Below are 15153 nucleotides of genomic sequence, written 5' to 3' on the forward strand. Positions count from 1 at the left end.
CACCGGGCATGAGCCAGCAGCCCCTGCTCGAGATCGCCGGCCTCAAGGTCACCTTCGGCCGCGGCGCCGCGAGCGCCGACGCCGTCGCCGGCGTCGACCTGACGGTGGCGCCCGGCGAGGTGCTCGGCATCGTCGGCGAGTCCGGCTCGGGCAAGTCGGTGACCATGCTGGCGGCCATGGGGCTGACGCCGAAGAGCGCCCGCATCGGCGGCTCGGTGCGCTTCCGCGGCCAGGAGCTGGTCGGCATGCCGCAGAAGGGCCTGCGCGCGATCCGCGGCGCGCGCATGGCGATGATCTTCCAGGACCCGCTGACCTCGCTGAACCCGGTGCTGACGATCGGCGCGCAGGTCGCCGAGGCGCTGCGCCTGCACAATCCCGGCCTGTCGCGCAAGGCCGCGATGGCGCGCGCCGTCGAGCTGCTGGCCCTGGTCTCGATCCCCGAGCCGGAGCGCCGGGTCCGCCAGTACCCCCACGAGTTCTCCGGCGGCATGCGCCAGCGCGCGATGATCGCCATGGCGGTCGCCAACAGCCCCGACCTGCTGATCGCCGACGAGCCGACGACGGCGCTCGACGTGACGGTCCAGGCGCAGATCATGGAGGTGCTGAAGGAGCTGCGCGAGCGCCTCGGCATTGGCCTGGTGCTGATCACTCACGACCTCGGCGTGGTCGCCGGCGCCGCCGACCGGATCGCCGTGATGTACGGCGGCCGGGTCGTCGAGCAGGGCAAGGTCGACGACGTCTTCTACCGCTCGCGCCACCCCTACACGCGCGGCCTGCTCGCCTCGATCCCGAAGCTCGACGTCCGGCAGGAGCGCCTGCAGCCGATCGAGGGCGCGCCGCCCTCGCTGACCAGCCGGCCGAGCGGCTGCCCCTTCCATCCGCGCTGCCCGCTCGCCGAAGCGCGCTGCAGCAGCGAGGAGCCGCTGCTGCGCCAGGTCGGCGCGGTCGAGACCCGCTGCCACTTCGCCGAGCGGCTCGACGATCCGGAGGGCGGCATCGTCGTGCCCTTCGACAAGGCGCCTGCCAGGAAGGCGGTCGGCCCATGACCGCGGCCTCCCCCGCTGCCGGGACGCCGGCGCTGGCGGTCGACGGGCTGGTCAAGGACTTCCCGGTGCGCGGCGGCCTGCTCTTCGACCGGGTGACGGCACGGGTGCGCGCGGTCGCCGGCGTGTCGTTCGAGATCCCGGCCGGCCGGACCCTCGGCCTGGTCGGCGAGTCGGGCTGCGGGAAGTCGACCCTCGGCCGCTGCATCGTCCGGCTCATCGAGCCGACCGGCGGCGCGATCCGCTTCAAGGGCCGCGACATCGCGCCGGTGCCGCGCGAGGAGATGCGCGCCCTGCGCCAGCACCTGCAGATCGTCTTCCAGGACCCCTACGCCTCGCTGCATCCCCGCCAGCGCATCGAGCGGATCATCGCCGAGCCGCTGCGCCTGACCGCCATGAGCCCGGCCGAGCGCCGGGCGCGCGTCGCCGAGCTGCTGGAGCTGGTCAGGCTCGATCCCGAGCACGCGCGGCGCTATCCGCACGAGCTGTCCGGCGGCCAGCGCCAGCGGGTCGGCATCGCGCGGGCGCTGGCGCTCAATCCCGAGGTGATCGTGCTCGACGAGCCGGTCTCGGCGCTCGACGTCTCGATCCAGGCCGGCGTGCTGAACCTGCTGAAGGAGCTGCAGCAGCTGCTCGGCATCACCTATCTGTTCATCGCCCACGACCTCTCGGTGGTCCGGCACATCTCGCACCGGGTCGCCGTCATGTATCTCGGCAAGATCGTCGAGATCGCCGACGCCGAGGCGCTCTACGGCGGTGCCCTGCACCCCTACACCCAGGCGCTGCTGTCGGCCGTGCCGCTGCCGGATCCGCGGCGCGAGCGGGCGCGCGAGCGCATCGTGCTGCAGGGCGACGTGCCGAGCCCGCTGAATCCGCCCTCGGGCTGCCGCTTCCGCAGCCGCTGCTGGAAGGCGCAGGGGATCTGCGCGCGCGAGGAGCCGGCGCTGGCCGAACAGGGCGAGTCCGGGCATCGCGTGGCCTGCCATTTCCCGGAGCCGCCGGCGGCGGCCACGCCCTAGGCCGGGACGGCCCCGCCCCTCTTCCCCTCGTGCCCCGTCTTCCTCTCGTGCAAGGCCGAACCCAAGGAGAGCCCTCGATGGACAGCAGTCAGGACTTCAGCCCGGAGGCCTTCCTCGGCGGCGCCGCCTTCATCGACGGCCGCTTCGTGCCGATCGGCGAGGCCAAGATCTCGGTGCTCGACCGCGGCCTGTCGCGCTCCGACGCGACCTACGACGTCACCAACGTCTGGAAGGGCTGGATCTTCCGGCTCGACGACCACCTGGAGCGCTTCGAGCGCAACATGGCGGCGCTCAGGCTGAAGGCGCCCTACGCGCGCGAGCGGATCCGCGAGATCCTGATCGAGTGCGTGCGGCTGTCGGGCCTGCAGGATTCCTTCCTGCAGATGACCTGCACGCGCGGCCTCACGCCCAAGGGCTCGCGCGACCCGCGCACCGCGGTCAACACCTTCTACGCCTTCGCCGTGCCCTTCGTCTGGATCGCCGACCCGGAGCAGCAGAAGACCGGGCTCAACCTGCACATCTCCTCGATCGAGCGCATCTCGCCGAAGTCGGTCGACCCGCGGACCAAGAACTTCCACTGGATCGACCTGACCCTGGGCCTGTTCGAGGCCTACGACGCGGGCTGCGACCTGGAGGTGCTGATCGACGGCGCCGGCAACATCACCGAGGGCCCCGGCTTCAACGTCTTCGTGCGCAAGGGCGGCCGGCTGGTGACGCCGGACGCGGGCGTGTTCGACGGCATGACCCGGCGCACCGTGATCGAGCTCTGCGCCGAGACCAACATCGCGGTCACGGCCGAGGCCGTGCCGGTCGAGGCGGTGCGCGGCGCCGACGAGATCTTCATCACCAGCACGGCCGGCGGCGTCATGCCGGTCACCCGGCTCGACGGCATCCCGGTCGGCGACGGCACGCCCGGCCCGCTGACCCGGCGGCTGAAGGATCTCTACTGGTCGAAGAAGGAGGCCGGCTGGCTCGGCACGCCGGTCGACTACGGCGCCTGAGCGGAACGACGGCGGCGGCAAAAGAAAACGGCGGCGGAGCCCCGGGCTTCGCCGCCGTCGTCGTGCCTCGGCGCCGCTACCGCGGCGCGCCGCCGGAGCGCGTCAGTCGCGCACCAGCGTGTAGTTGTAGCGCGTCCCGGCCGTGACCTCGATGACGTGCTTCCTGAGCTTGCCGCCCTTCTGCTGGGCATGGACCATGTACCAGCCGGCCGGCAGCACGACCTCGGTCTCGGCGGCGTTGGCCGAGAAGATCACGTCGCGCTTGCCCTGGTAGTTCTTGCGATAGCTGAGGATCTGCCAGTCGATCGGCGTCTGGAGCGGCTTGCCGCCGACGTGCGGGATCATGTTGAGGCCGATCTCGCCGGCGTTGAGGTTGACCTCGTGCGGCAGGTCCTTGGCCGAGCGGACGTCGAGGTCCTCCTCGATCACCGTGGCGCCGTAGGCGGTGGTCAGCCTGTAGCGGCCGGGCTTGACGTCGACGTTGGCGACGCCGCCGGTCAGGTTGGCGACGGTCTCCCGGCGGCCCTGGTCGACGCGCTCGAGCATGAAGCTGACGTTGCGCGGGATCGGCTTGGCGCCGGAGACGATGACCGCCTGCAGCTGCAGCGGCATGGTCGCGTTCCCTCGGGCCTGCTGATCGTTGCTGGCGGCGGAGGCGCTGGCCACGGAACCCGCGGCGAAAGCACAGAAGGCGGCAGCCGATACGGCACGTCCGACCCAACGGAGCATGAGAGATCCCCTCGATCCGGAACAGTGATGTCGTCGTACACCTAGCCCCATAAGGTTTACAAGGGATGAAGGGGGAACTGCGACATCTCAAACACTTGTCGCGCGAGTTCCCGCGCCGGTGAGAGGTCCGCGCCGCGCCTTCGGTGCGCGGCCGGGAGCCGCGCGCCGCCGCGCCGCGGTCCGGCCGCGCCGCCGGCGGTCAGAACAGACCCTCGATCCGGCCCTCGTCGTTGAGCTTGATGCTGAAGGCCGAGGGCACCCGCGGCAGGCCCGGCATGGTCATGACGTCGCCGCAGATCGCGACGACGAACTCGGCGCCGGCCGAGAGGCGCACCTCGCGGATCGTCACCGAGTGGCCGCTCGGCGCACCGCGCAGGTTGGGATCGGTCGAGAAGGAGTACTGGGTCTTGGCCATGCAGATCGGCAGGTGGCCGTAGCCGCCCTCCTGCAGCTCCTTGATGCGGGTGCGGGTCGTCTTGTCGGCCTGGATCTCGTCGGCGCCGTAGAGCGAGGTCGCGATGGTGCGGATCTTGTCCCACAGCGGCATCTCGTCGGGGTAGAGCGGCGCGAACTGGTCGACCTTGGCCTCGACCAGCTCGACGACCTTGCGCGCGACCGCCTCGATGCCGGCCGAGCCCTCGGCCCAGTGGTTGGCCAGCAGCGCCTCGACGCCCTGGGCGGAAGCCGCCTCCCTGACCGCGGCGATCTCCTCCTCGGTGTCGGCGGTGAACTTGTTGATCGAGACGACGACCGGCACGCCGAACTTCTTCACGTTGGCGATGTGGCGCTGCAGATTGGCCGCGCCCTTCCGGACCGCCGCCGGGTTGGGCTTGCCGAGGTCCTCCTTGGCGACGCCGCCGTGCATCTTGAGCGCGCGCACCGTCGCGACGATGACCGCGGCGTTCGGCTTCAGGCCGGCCTTGCGGCACTTGATGTCGAAGAACTTCTCGGCGCCCAGGTCGGCGCCGAAGCCGGCCTCGGTGACGACGTAGTCGGCGAGCTTCAGCGCCGTCCTGGTCGCGATCACCGAGTTGCAGCCGTGGGCGATGTTGGCGAAGGGGCCGCCGTGGATGAAGGCCGGGTTGTTCTCCAGCGTCTGTACCAGGTTCGGCATGATCGCGTCCTTGAGCAGCACGGCCATCGGGCCGTGCGCCTTCAGGTCGGAGGCCAGGATCGGCTTCTTGTCGCGGGTGTAGGCGATGACGATGCGGCCGAGCCGCTCGGTCAGGTCCTTGAGGTCCGTGGCCAGACAGAGGATCGCCATGACCTCCGAGGCGACGACGATGTCGAAGCCGTCCTCGCGCGGGAAGCCGTTGGCCGTGCCGCCGAGCGAGTTGACGATCGAGCGCAGCGCGCGGTCGTTCATGTCGACGACCCGGCGCCAGGCGATGCGGCGCTGGTCGATGCCGAGCTCGTTGCCCCAGTAGATGTGGTTGTCGATCAGCGCCGAGAGCAGGTTGTGCGCGACGCCGATGGCGTGGAAGTCGCCGGTAAAGTGGAGGTTGATGTCCTCCATCGGCACGACCTGGGCGTAGCCGCCGCCGGCCGCCCCGCCCTTGACGCCGAAGCAGGGGCCGAGCGAGGGCTCGCGCAGGCAGATCGCGGTCTTCTTGCCGATCCGGTTGAGGCCGTCGCCGAGGCCGACGGTAGTCGTCGTCTTGCCTTCGCCGGCCGGCGTCGGGTTGATCGCCGTGACCAGCACCAGCTTGCCGTCCGGGCGGTCCTTCAGGGACTGGATGAAGTCGAAGGAGATCTTGCCCTTGTGATGGCCGTACTGCAGGACCGCCTCGCTCGGGATGTCGAGCTTCGCGGCGATCTGCGCGATCGGCTGCATCTTCGCTTCGCGGGCGATCTCGATGTCGCTGGCCATGGTCCTGCCTCTCCCTGTCTGGTCTCGCGCTGCTTCGAAATGGCAACGGCGCGGGACGCTAGCCCGAGGCGGCGGCGAGCGACTGTCCTCAGATCGACCGGGCCCGCTTGGTTTGCGCCATGGCCGCTGCGGCTTGCGGGCGCGCCGCGGGCAGCAGCGCGAGAGCCGCGAGGACGACACCGAAGACCGCGGCAGCGAGCAGCAGGAACAGCGGACGGAAGCCGCTCCCGGCATCGTGCAGCCAGGCGACGACCGGCACCGCCGTCGCGCTGACGCCGAGCGAGACCAGGTAGATCGCGGCGAAGAAGCGGGCGCGCCAGCGGGTCTCGGCGGCGCGCACGGCCAGACTGTCGTAGACCGGGATCTCGCCGAAGATCAGCGGCACGAGCAGGACCAGCGACGGCACCGCGAGCCAGCCGCCGCCCGGCCCGCCGACCAGCCCGAGCAGGACGAGGAGCGCGATCTGCGGCAGTGCCATCAGCAGCACCAGGCGGCGCGCGCCCCAACGGTCGACGGCACGGCCGGCCGGCAGCTGCGCAAAGGCGGAGAGGGCGAAGATCAGGCTGGCCAGGCCGGCGGCGCCGAGGGTCGAGCCCTCTGCCGAGCCCTCTGCCGAGACCTCGGCCAGCATCTCCGGCAGCGCGACGGTCACCGAGGCGAAGACCAGGCCCCCGATCAGGGAGCTCGCGAGCAGGAAGATCGTGATCCGCCGGCGCTCCCGGGCGTCGGCGATGCCGGCCGCGCCGCTGTCCTGCGGTGCCTGCGCCCGCTGCGGCTCGCGGGACCAGCGCCGGCAGAGCGGCAGGAAGGCGAGGCCGGTGGCGAGCGACAGGGCGCCCGGCAGCAGGAAGGCGCTCTGCCAGCCCCAGCGCCCGGCGAGCCACACGCCGAGCAGCGGTGCCGCGGCCACGCCCAGGTTGCCCCAGACGCCGTTGACGCCGAGCGCCCGGCCGACGCCGTGGCCGTCGGCGGCGCCGGTCTCCGCGGCCAGCGGCAGGCCGACGGGATGGTAGATCGAGGCGCCGAGGCCGAGGAGAGCGAGGCCGGGCAGCAGCAGCCCGGCGTCGGCCCGTCCGCCGGCGAGCAGGGCCCCGGCGCCGAGAAGGAAGAACTGCAGGGCCAGCATCGCCGGCCGGCTCCAGCTGTCGCCGAGCCAGCCGGCCGGCAGGGTGCCGGCGGCAAAGCAGACGAAGCCGACGGTCGAGGGCAGCAGCAGCTCGCCGTAGCCGCCGCCGCCCCGGGCCTGCAGCACGACGACGACCGCCGGATAGAGCAGCAGGAAGAAGTGGGCGTAGGCGTGCCCGAGATTGACGAAGAGGAAGCGCATGGCGGCAGGCTAGGCCGTCGCGTTCTGACCGTCTTGCGTTATACTGGCAGTCGATGTCGAAAATCAGCCAAGTCGACGCGCTCTCACCGGCGCCGGTGCGGCCCTGGGCCGGCAGCTACGCCGCCGGCGCGCGCACCGGGCGACACCGCCACGAGCGCAGCCAGCTGGTCTTCGCCGCGGCCGGGGTGGTCACCGTCGAGACCGCTCGCGGCAGCTGGACCGTGCCGCCGCAGCGGGCCGTCTGGGTGCCCGGCGACCTGGACCACGAGCTGGTCATGCACGGACGCGTCGAGCTGCGCAGCCTCTATTTCCTGCCGGTGCTGCCCGGCGTGCCGGCCGAGCCGGCGGTGCTGTCTGTGACGCCGCTGGCGCGCGAGCTGATCCTGCGGCTGATGGAGCTGCCGGTCGACGCCGCCGGCACGACACTGCCCGACCGCACCTGGACCCGGCTGATCGCCGCCCTGCTCGACGAGCTGAAGGGCCTGGACGTCGCGGCGCTCCACCTGCCGCTGCCGAGCGACCGGCGGGCCCGGCGGGTCGCCGAGGCGCTGCTCGCCGCCCCGGACGACGGCCGCCGGCTCGAGGACTGGGCGCGCTTCGCCGGCGCCGCGCCGCGCACCCTGCTGCGCGCCTTCAAGCGCGAGACCGGCCTCGGCTTCGCGGCCTGGCGCCAGCAGGCCCGCTTCCTCGCGGCCCTGCCGCGCCTCGCCGCCGGCGACCCGGTGACCGCGGTCGCCCTCGATCTCGGCTACGACAGCCCGAGCGCCTTCGTCGCCGCCTTCCGCCGCGCCTTCGGCACGACGCCCGGCCGCTACTTCGCCGCCGGGCTGCCGGGCTGATTCGGGGCTGCCGCGTCGCGCCCGGCCTCCTGCAGCAGCCAGTCCCGGAAGGCGCGCACCTTGGGGTCGTTGAGCGCGCCCTGGGGATAGACGACGTGGTAGGCGGCGCCCGTCGACAGCGTCAGGTCGAAGGGGCTGACCAGGCGGCCGGCCGCCAGGTCGTCGGCGACCAGGGCGAAGCTGCCGAGCGCCACCCCCTCGCCGTTGACCGCCAGCTGCAGCAGCACCCAGCCGTCGTCGACGACCGGCCCGCGCCGCGCCTCGACCCCCTCGGCGCCAGCGATGGTCAGCCACTGCGACCAGTCCTCGTAGTCGTCCTCGTGCAGCAGCGTGTGGCCGGCGAGGTCGGCCGGCTCCTCCAGCCTGGGCCCCCGCTCCAGCAGCGCCGGGCTGCAGACCGGCAGCAGGTCGACCGACAGCAGGTAGTCGGCCGCCAGGCCCGGCCACTGGCCGCTGCCGTAGCGCACCGCCATGTCGACCTCGTCACGGCCGAACTCGACCAGCTCCATCGTGTGGTGCAGGCGCAGCTCGATGTCGGCGTGGCCGCGCCAGAAGCGCGGCAGCCGGCCGACCAGCCACTTCGAGCCAAAGGACGGCGTGACGCTGACCGTCAGCACCCGCTCGTCGGGGCGCCGCTCGACCAGCGCGACCGCCTCGGCCAGACGGTCGAAGCCCTCGCTCAGGCCCGGCAGCAGCAGGCGCCCCGCGGCGGTCAGCTCGACCTTTCGGGTCAGCCGCCGGAACAGCCGGACCTGGAGCAGCTCCTCGAGCTGGCGGACCTGATGGCTGATCGCCGTCTGGGTCACGTTGAGCTCGGCCGCCGCCTTGGTGAAGGACAGGTGGCGGGCTCCCGCCTCGAAGGCGCGCAGGGCGTTCAGCGGCGGCAGCCGGCGCATCGTCGGATTCCACAATGACCAATATTTCCTCATCCATATCGTGAGAGATCGGCGTTTGTCCACACGGCAGTAGCGGAGCATATCTGTTGCATGAGCGGCGCCGATCGCCGCAGCAATCTAATGAGGTGACGTCATGCACAGCGACGGCTTCGATCTTCTCACCCTGAGCCTGGCGCGGGCCGGCGGCCTGCCGCTCCACATCGAGCAGCTGGCCAGGTACGACCGCGAGCGCCGGGCGATGCGCGAGCACCGCACGCCCTCCGACGCGGCGGCGCGCGAGGCGGCCCGGCAGATGAGCCTGCGGCGGCCGGTCGCGCGGGCGGCGGGCCGCGTGATCGCCGGGCTCGGCCAGCGCCTGGCGCGCTACGGCGCCCGGCTCAGCGGGCCGACGGCGGCGCAGCCGCACGGCTGCGGCTGAGCGTGCCGAAGACCCCGGCCTTGCGGACTCGGGCGGCGCCGTGAGCCACGGCGCCGCCCGAAGCCGTGCCGCGAGGGTTGCCCCGCCCGCCCGGCCGGCCGACAAGGGCGCCCGGGGAACGGCGGGGGAGCGGGGAACCATGGCAGCCACGGCACTGGAGGAAGCGCTCGCGCGACGCCGAAGCTGCCGCGATTTCGCCGACAGCCCGGTGCCGCTGGCCGCGGCGCGGGCCCTGCTCTGGGCCGCGCAGGGCATCACCGGCGAGGCCGGCGGTCGCACCGCCCCCTCGGCCCACGGCCTGCATCCGCTGGCGCTCCGGCTCGTCGCCGGACGGATCGAGGGCTTGGAGCCAGGGATCCATGCCGTGGCGGCGGACACGCGCGGCCTGACCCGGCTGGTCGAAGGCGACCGGCGGGAGATGCTGCGCGAGGCGGCCCTGGAGGATCAGCCCTGGATCGCCCGGGCTGCCGGCATCCTGTCGCTCGCGGCGGACCTCGAGGCCGGCCGGGCCCACTTCGCCGACCAGTCGCCGGCCGGCGAGCGCGGCGCGCGCTACCTCTACATCGAAGCCGGCGCCGTCGCCCAGAACGTCCAGCTGGCCGCCGTCGCGGCCGGCCTGGGCGCGGTGCTGGTCGCCGGCTTCGAGGACGCGGCGACGGCGGAGGCGCTCGGCCTCGAGCCGCCGCTCGGCCCGCTGCTGCATCTCTGCTTCGGCTGGCCGGCCATCGGCTGAGCTCCGCCGGCCGGCACGGTCGGGGCCGCGCGCCTGCGACGAGGCGCTCGGGATTCCGGGCTCAGGCCGGCTGGGCGACGCGCTGGCCGATCCAGCGCTCCAGGAAGCCCTCCAGCCAGGCGCCGAGGGGACCGTGGTGGCGCTCGGCGTCGGCGCGCTGGACCTCCGCCGAATGGGCGCCCGGCAGGGTCAGCATGTCGGCCGCCTCGGCCATCCAGGCTTCCATCATCTCGAGCGTCACCTCGGGATGGTACTGCAGGCCGTAGGCGGTGGCGCCGAGCCGGAAGGCCTGGTTCTCGAAGACCGGGCCGCGCGCCAGCAGCTCGGCGCCCGCCGGCAGCTCGAAGCCCTCGCGGTGCCAGTGATAGACGCCGAGGCCCCGGGGCACGAAGTCGGGTGCCCGCTCGCTCGGCGCGATCGGCACGTAGCCGATCTCGGTCAGGCCCTCGGCGTGCGGGGCGACCCGCGCGCCGGCTGCGCGGGCCAGCATCTGCCCGCCGAGGCAGATGCCGAGATAGGGCTTGCCGGTACCGAGCCAGCGCTCGATCCAGGCCAGCTCCCGGACCAGGTAGTCGTGCTCCTCGACGCGGCTGGCCATCTGCGCGCCGCCGTAGACGACGGCCCCGGCGTGGCGCTCGTCGGGCTCCGGCAGCGGCTGGCCCTCGGCGACCCAGACCTGCTCCAGGGCGTAGCCGCGGCGCGCCAGGGACTCGGCGACGCGGTCCTGCCGCGCGCCCGGCATGTGTCGGATCAGAAGCACCGTGTCGCTCATGGGCCCGCCGTCTTCTCCCGTCTCCTCGTCTCCAGCGACGCCTTGAACGCCGCCATGTGGAAGCGCGCCGCCGCCGCTCCATATCGGAAGCCGGCGCCGACCGGGCAAGCCGCCCGGGCGAGGCAGGCCGCCGCGAGGCAATCCGCCCCGGCCGGCCCGGCCAGCTGCGCGCCGCAGCGTAGCGTATCGTAGTGCGCGGCGCCCAGACCCCCGTCGCGTCCGGTGTCCGAGAAGGCTCCCACCGGGCAGGCCGACAGGCAGGGCCGGCCGGCGCAGCGCGCGCAGGGGCTCGCGGCCTCGCCGCGCTCGGGCAGGCCGGGCAGCCGGCACCCGAAGGCGAGCGCGCCGCGATAGCTGTGCCAGAGGCCGTAGTCGGGGTGGATCATCAGGCCGAGGGGCGAGGCCGACAGCGGCTCCGCCCGGGCCGCCCACTGCTGGAACGGCCGGAACGGCGGCCCGTCGAAGGGAAAGAGCGCCCGCGCCCGCCAGTCGGCGGCCAGCGGCTCCAGGATCCGGCGGCTCCAGCGGTCCAGCGGATCGGGCCGGCCGTCCGCGCGTTCAGGCGACCGGGAGAAGGCGGGCCAGTGGCTGTCGCCGATCGCGCCCACCAGCACGAGAGTCGCGGCGGGCTCTCCCGAGCGATCGGGAATCGCCTCCTCGGCCGCCGGGTGGAAGCCGCCGCGCGCTTCGAGCCCGACCGCGCGGAGCGCTTCGGCCAGCGCCCCGTAGCCGCCGGCGCGCGCGGCCTCGGCCCGCTTCACGATCCCACCTGCGGGTGGCCGACCTGCATTCCGCTCATGGCCCCTCTTCCCCAGGCACGTGGACGCTCCATGGCAAAGAAACTATAATTTCCTTTCGCCTGCTAAGAGATATTGAATAAGAACAGATCGCAGGCAACTCAAGCGAGCGGCGAAATCAACACGCCGCCGGCCCAGGCGGACGGTCCAGCACAGGCAAGGACAAAAAGAACAGGATGGACACTTCCGGCATGAACGTTCCGCCAGTCCAGGTGGCAGAGTCACGAACCTTACAGCTAGACGACCAGGTGGCCCATCTGCTCCGCAGAGCCCATCAGCGCGCCTCGTCGATCTATCTGGGGTTGCTGTCCGAACACCAGCTGACGCCGACCCAGTTCTTCGCGATGGCTCGGCTGCACGAGATGGGCCAGATCTCGCAGAACCGCCTCGGGCGCCTCGCCGCGATGGATCCTGCGACGATCCAGGGCGTCATCCAGCGGCTCGCGGAGCGCGGCTACATCCAGCGCCTGCAGGACAGCACCGACCGGCGCCGCATGGTGCTGCGGCTGACCAGCCACGGCCGGACGCTGATCGAGCCGCTGATCGCCGAGGCCGAACGGGTCAACGGCTCGGTGCTGGAGCCGCTCGAGGACCAGGAGCGCGAGCTCTTCGTCTCGCTGCTGCGCCGCCTGGTCTGATCGGCTCGCCGCGGCCGCGGGCGACCGGGCCGACGACTCAGCCGAAGGCGCGGCGCAGCCGCTCGCCGAGCCCGGCGAGGCGCGCGACCGGCTCGTTGGCGAAGACGAAGCGCAGGTAGCGCTCCGAGCCGGGCCCCCAGCCGTCCATCGGCGTCGCCGCCACCCTCCCCTTCTCGAACAGCCGCCGCGAGGCTTCGGCGCCGGTCAGGCCGAGCGGCGCGCAGTCCAGCAGCATCGACCAGCCGCCGGCCGGCGGGATCACCGGCAGGCCGGACAGCTCCTCCAGGATGCGGTCGCGCCGGGCCTGCCATTCGGCGACCGCCGCGGCCAGTCCGTCGTCCTCGCAGGTCAGCGCCGCATGGGCCGCGGCCATGGCGATGCCGACCTGGCAGACCACGTTGTGGATGCCGACCAGGCCGATGTCCGGGACGATGCGCTTCGGCCCGACCACCCAGCCGACCCGCCAGCCGATCATCCGGTAGTGCTTGGAGACCGAGTCGACGGTGATCGTGCGCTCGGCCATCCCGGGCAGCGAGGCCGGGTGGAGGTAGCCGCGGCCGTCGTAGAGCAGCCGCTCCATCGCCGCGTCGTAGAGCAGCCAGGCGTCCTCGGCCCGGCAGAGCTCGGCGAGGACGGCCCAGTCCTCGGCATCGAACCAGCAGCCGGTCGGCATCGCCGGGCTCATCGCCAGCACGACGCGGATGCCCCGGCCGGCCATCGCCCGCACCGCGTCGCGGTCGAGCCGCCAGCCCTCCGGCGTCGGCTGCGTCGGCACGAAGACCGGCTCGCCGCCGGCGAGACGGACCCGGTTGATCAGGCCGGCGTAGATCGGCGCCGGCAGCAGCACGCGGTCTCCGGGTTCGAGCAGCGCCAGCAGGGCGTTCAGGATGCCGCTCAGGCCGCCGGCGGTGATCACGCAGGCCTCGGGCCCGCCGTAGTCGACGCCGCTCAGCCGGCGGACATGCTCGACCGCGGCCTCGCGCAGCGGCCACTGGCCGAGGAACGGCAGGTAGCTGTTGGCGGCGTCGTCCTCGATCGCCCGCCGCGTCGCGGCCAGCGCCGCCTCGGGCGGCCGGATGTCGGTGTCGAGGTTCTCGAGGCGCAGCAGCTCTGCATCCCCGGCAGCGTCGGCCAGATCGCCCATCCGGTCGACGCCGATGCCCGGGATGTCTTTCAAGCGCGAGACCGGCATGGCATTGATTCCCGCTGTCGGCTGTGAAGAATGAGGTCCGGAGACCTCGTTTAATATATTATATATTAAAACAGGACGGAAGACCCTTGGCCAAGAGCGCCGGACCCTCGCTGCCCGAGACCATCGCCAGCCGGCTGCGCAGCGAGATCATCGCCGGCAAGCTGCCGGCCGGCACCGCGCTGCGCCAGGACAAGATCGCCATCGAGCACGGCGTCAGCCACATCCCGGTGCGCGAGGCCCTGCGCAAGCTGGAGGTCGAGGGCTTCGTCATCGCCGAGCGCAACCGCGGCTCCTTCGTCGCCAGGCTCGACGCCGAGGATGCCATCGACCTCGGCGACCTGCGCCGGACCCTGGAGTGCCTCGCCGTCACGCTCGCCGTGCCGAAGGCCGGCGAGGCCGACTGGGAGCGCGCGCAGGCGGCGATCGAGGCGGCCGAGGGCAAGAGCGAGATCGACGACTGGGCGACGGCCAACTGGGACTTCCACCGCGCGCTCTATGCGCCGGCCGGCAGGCCGCGGCTGATGGGCACGATCGAGCAGCTCTGGCGCAACGCCGACCGCTACCTGCGCGCGGTCTGGCAGATGCAGGACTACCAGGACCACTCCCAGGACCAGCACCGCGCCATCCTGGCCGCCTTCCGGTCGCGCGACAGCGCGCGCGCGGTCGCCGAGATGCAGCACCACATCGACGCCGCGACCCAGAACATGGTCGGGCTGCTGCGCCGGGCCACCGCTCACAAGTCGTAGACTTCGAGCGTCGACACTCTCGATACTGGTATGCACGCCAGCCGAGGGGAGGACTGCGCCATGGCCGAGGATGCCAAGCTCGTCGTCTACTACAATGCGAACTACACGCCGGTGCTCGACGCCGCCGGCGATGCCCTGACCCACCTGAATCTGGCCTTCGCCATCCCGAGCGCCAGCAATCCCCTGACCCTGGAGATCTCCGGCAACCTGACCTCGACCCTGCTCGGCCAGGTGCCGCAGGTCCAGGCCGCCGGCAAGAAGGTCATGCTGTCGTTCGGCGGCGGCACGGTCTCCAGCGCCCAGTACCAGGCAATGGTTGGCAACGAGCCCGCGATCGCGGCCCAGCTCGCCGCCTTCGTCAAGCAGTACGGCCTCGACGGCATCGACGTCGACTACGAGGACAGCGGCGCGCTGATGAACAACAGCGGCTACAACGGCGGCGAGTTCGCCATCACCCTGACCAACTCGATCCACGACGCGCTGGCCGGGGTCGGGCGCGGCAAGCTGATCAGCCACGCCCCGCAGCCACCCTACATCGCCGGGCCCGAATACTCCGGCGGCTGGAACGTCTACGCCACGATCTGGACCGAGACGGCCGGCAAGATCGACTGGCTGAACATGCAGTACTACAACAACCCGGGCTTCAACGACGCCGACCAGGTCGTCGCCCACTACCAGACCCTGCTCAAGGGCTGGAGCGGCTTTGCCGGGCTCAAGCCCAAGCAGCTGCTGGTCGGCAAGCCGATCGGCCAGGGCGACGCCGGCAGCGGCTGGATCCCGGCCGCCGACATCGTCTCGGACATCATCGACCCGCTGCAGGCCGGCGGCATCGGCGGCGCCATGGGCTGGCAGTTCTCCAGCGACCCGACGGGCAGCTGGCAGCAGACCGTCGGCGCACCGCTGGGGGTGACGCCGCCGGCGACGGTCTGACGGCCCGATCGGCACGCTTCGCCATTTCGGTTCGGTACGCACGCGAGTCGGCAAGCCGTCGATACGGCTCCCTCCGTTGATCTTGCCCCGTTGTCTCGTCATCCCCGCCTGCGCGGGGATGACGAGAAGAGGCTGGAGCCGAGCTCCATCGGCTCCTGGGCGGCAGGCACCTTTCCCGCTGCCCTTGCAGCTCCCGGCCCCTT

16 protein-coding genes are annotated in these 15153 nt (G+C 72.3%); 9 read left to right on the top strand and 7 right to left on the bottom strand.

All coding sequences use genetic code 11. From position 1 onward, the window contains the following. Window positions 1-8 precede the first annotated feature (8 nt). The 3 genes from B9O00_RS10195 (at window position 9) to B9O00_RS10205 (ending at window position 3063) form a co-directional block, all read left to right on the top strand. Window positions 9-1046 (top strand): ABC transporter ATP-binding protein, encoded by a 1038-nt coding sequence (locus tag B9O00_RS10195; RefSeq protein WP_085122527.1) that lies wholly within the window; start codon window positions 9-11, stop codon window positions 1044-1046. Continuing rightward, window positions 1043-2062, top strand: coding sequence for an ABC transporter ATP-binding protein (locus B9O00_RS10200; RefSeq protein ID WP_085122528.1), 1020 nt, complete (start codon window positions 1043-1045; stop codon window positions 2060-2062). The genes B9O00_RS10195 and B9O00_RS10200 overlap by 4 nt, the downstream gene beginning before the upstream one ends. 77 nt (window positions 2063-2139) lie before the next feature. Beyond that, window positions 2140-3063: an aminotransferase class IV gene (locus tag B9O00_RS10205; protein ID WP_085122530.1), complete on the top strand. Its 924-nt coding sequence runs from the start codon at window positions 2140-2142 to the stop codon at window positions 3061-3063. A gap of 102 nt (window positions 3064-3165) precedes the next feature. On the opposite strand, the gene B9O00_RS10210 is transcribed toward B9O00_RS10205, so the two are convergent. The 3 genes from B9O00_RS10210 to B9O00_RS10220 form a co-directional block, all read right to left on the bottom strand. After that, window positions 3166-3675 (bottom strand): hypothetical protein, encoded by a 510-nt coding sequence (locus B9O00_RS10210; protein WP_085122532.1) that lies wholly within the window; start codon window positions 3673-3675, stop codon window positions 3166-3168. A 316-nt stretch (window positions 3676-3991) separates the two neighbouring features. After that, the gene (locus tag B9O00_RS10215; RefSeq protein WP_085122533.1) at window positions 3992-5662 is read right to left on the bottom strand and encodes a formate--tetrahydrofolate ligase; all 1671 of its coding nucleotides are present in this window, start codon (window positions 5660-5662) and stop codon (window positions 3992-3994) included. 88 nt (window positions 5663-5750) lie between these two features. Then, window positions 5751-6989, bottom strand: a complete 1239-nt coding sequence (locus B9O00_RS10220) for an MFS transporter (RefSeq protein ID WP_085122535.1) — start codon at window positions 6987-6989, stop codon at window positions 5751-5753. A 53-nt stretch (window positions 6990-7042) separates the two neighbouring features. On the opposite strand from B9O00_RS10220, the gene B9O00_RS10225 reads away from it, so the two are divergent. Continuing rightward, window positions 7043-7828, top strand: a complete 786-nt coding sequence (locus B9O00_RS10225; protein ID WP_085122536.1) for an AraC family transcriptional regulator — start codon at window positions 7043-7045, stop codon at window positions 7826-7828. Here the strand turns inward: B9O00_RS10225 and B9O00_RS10230 are convergent. Continuing rightward, window positions 7801-8724, bottom strand: a complete 924-nt coding sequence (locus tag B9O00_RS10230; RefSeq protein ID WP_085122702.1) for a transcriptional regulator GcvA — start codon at window positions 8722-8724, stop codon at window positions 7801-7803. The genes B9O00_RS10225 and B9O00_RS10230 overlap by 28 nt on opposite strands. A gap of 133 nt (window positions 8725-8857) precedes the next feature. On the opposite strand from B9O00_RS10230, the gene B9O00_RS10235 reads away from it, so the two are divergent. Beyond that, on the top strand, window positions 8858-9142 hold the full coding sequence (locus tag B9O00_RS10235; protein WP_085122538.1) for a hypothetical protein: 285 nt from the start codon (window positions 8858-8860) through the stop codon (window positions 9140-9142). A 139-nt stretch (window positions 9143-9281) separates the two neighbouring features. Further along, window positions 9282-9875, top strand: a complete 594-nt coding sequence (locus B9O00_RS10240; RefSeq protein WP_085122539.1) for a nitroreductase family protein — start codon at window positions 9282-9284, stop codon at window positions 9873-9875. Between the two features lie 61 nt (window positions 9876-9936). On the opposite strand, the gene B9O00_RS10245 is transcribed toward B9O00_RS10240, so the two are convergent. After that, entirely contained in the window at window positions 9937-10647 is a 711-nt protein-coding gene (locus B9O00_RS10245; RefSeq protein WP_085122540.1) for a glutamine amidotransferase-related protein, read from the bottom strand. Then, entirely contained in the window at window positions 10644-11408 is a 765-nt protein-coding gene (locus tag B9O00_RS10250) for a 4Fe-4S dicluster domain-containing protein (RefSeq protein ID WP_085122542.1), read from the bottom strand. The genes B9O00_RS10245 and B9O00_RS10250 overlap by 4 nt, the downstream gene beginning before the upstream one ends. Window positions 11409-11692: 284 nt before the next feature. On the opposite strand from B9O00_RS10250, the gene B9O00_RS10255 reads away from it, so the two are divergent. Continuing rightward, window positions 11693-12082 carry a MarR family winged helix-turn-helix transcriptional regulator gene (locus B9O00_RS10255; protein ID WP_218822802.1) on the top strand — a complete coding sequence of 130 codons (390 nt, stop codon included), beginning with the start codon at window positions 11693-11695 and terminating at the stop codon, window positions 12080-12082. Between the two features lie 37 nt (window positions 12083-12119). On the opposite strand, the gene B9O00_RS10260 is transcribed toward B9O00_RS10255, so the two are convergent. Then, complete coding sequence (locus B9O00_RS10260) at window positions 12120-13274, bottom strand: pyridoxal phosphate-dependent aminotransferase (RefSeq protein ID WP_085122545.1); 1155 nt, start codon at window positions 13272-13274, stop codon at window positions 12120-12122. Between the two features lie 86 nt (window positions 13275-13360). Here B9O00_RS10260 and B9O00_RS10265 point away from each other — a divergent pair, with 86 nt between their 5' ends. Together B9O00_RS10265 and B9O00_RS10270 are read left to right on the top strand one after the other, a co-directional pair. Beyond that, window positions 13361-14020, top strand: a complete 660-nt coding sequence (locus B9O00_RS10265; RefSeq protein WP_143596198.1) for a GntR family transcriptional regulator — start codon at window positions 13361-13363, stop codon at window positions 14018-14020. A 60-nt stretch (window positions 14021-14080) separates the two neighbouring features. Continuing rightward, window positions 14081-14950: a glycosyl hydrolase family 18 protein gene (locus tag B9O00_RS10270; RefSeq protein ID WP_159460175.1), complete on the top strand. Its 870-nt coding sequence runs from the start codon at window positions 14081-14083 to the stop codon at window positions 14948-14950. The last annotated feature ends 203 nt before the right edge of the window (window positions 14951-15153 follow it).

This window comes from Tistlia consotensis USBA 355, assembly GCF_900177295.1.
In the GTDB taxonomy this organism is placed as follows: Bacteria; Pseudomonadota; Alphaproteobacteria; order Kiloniellales; family DSM-21159; genus Tistlia; species Tistlia consotensis.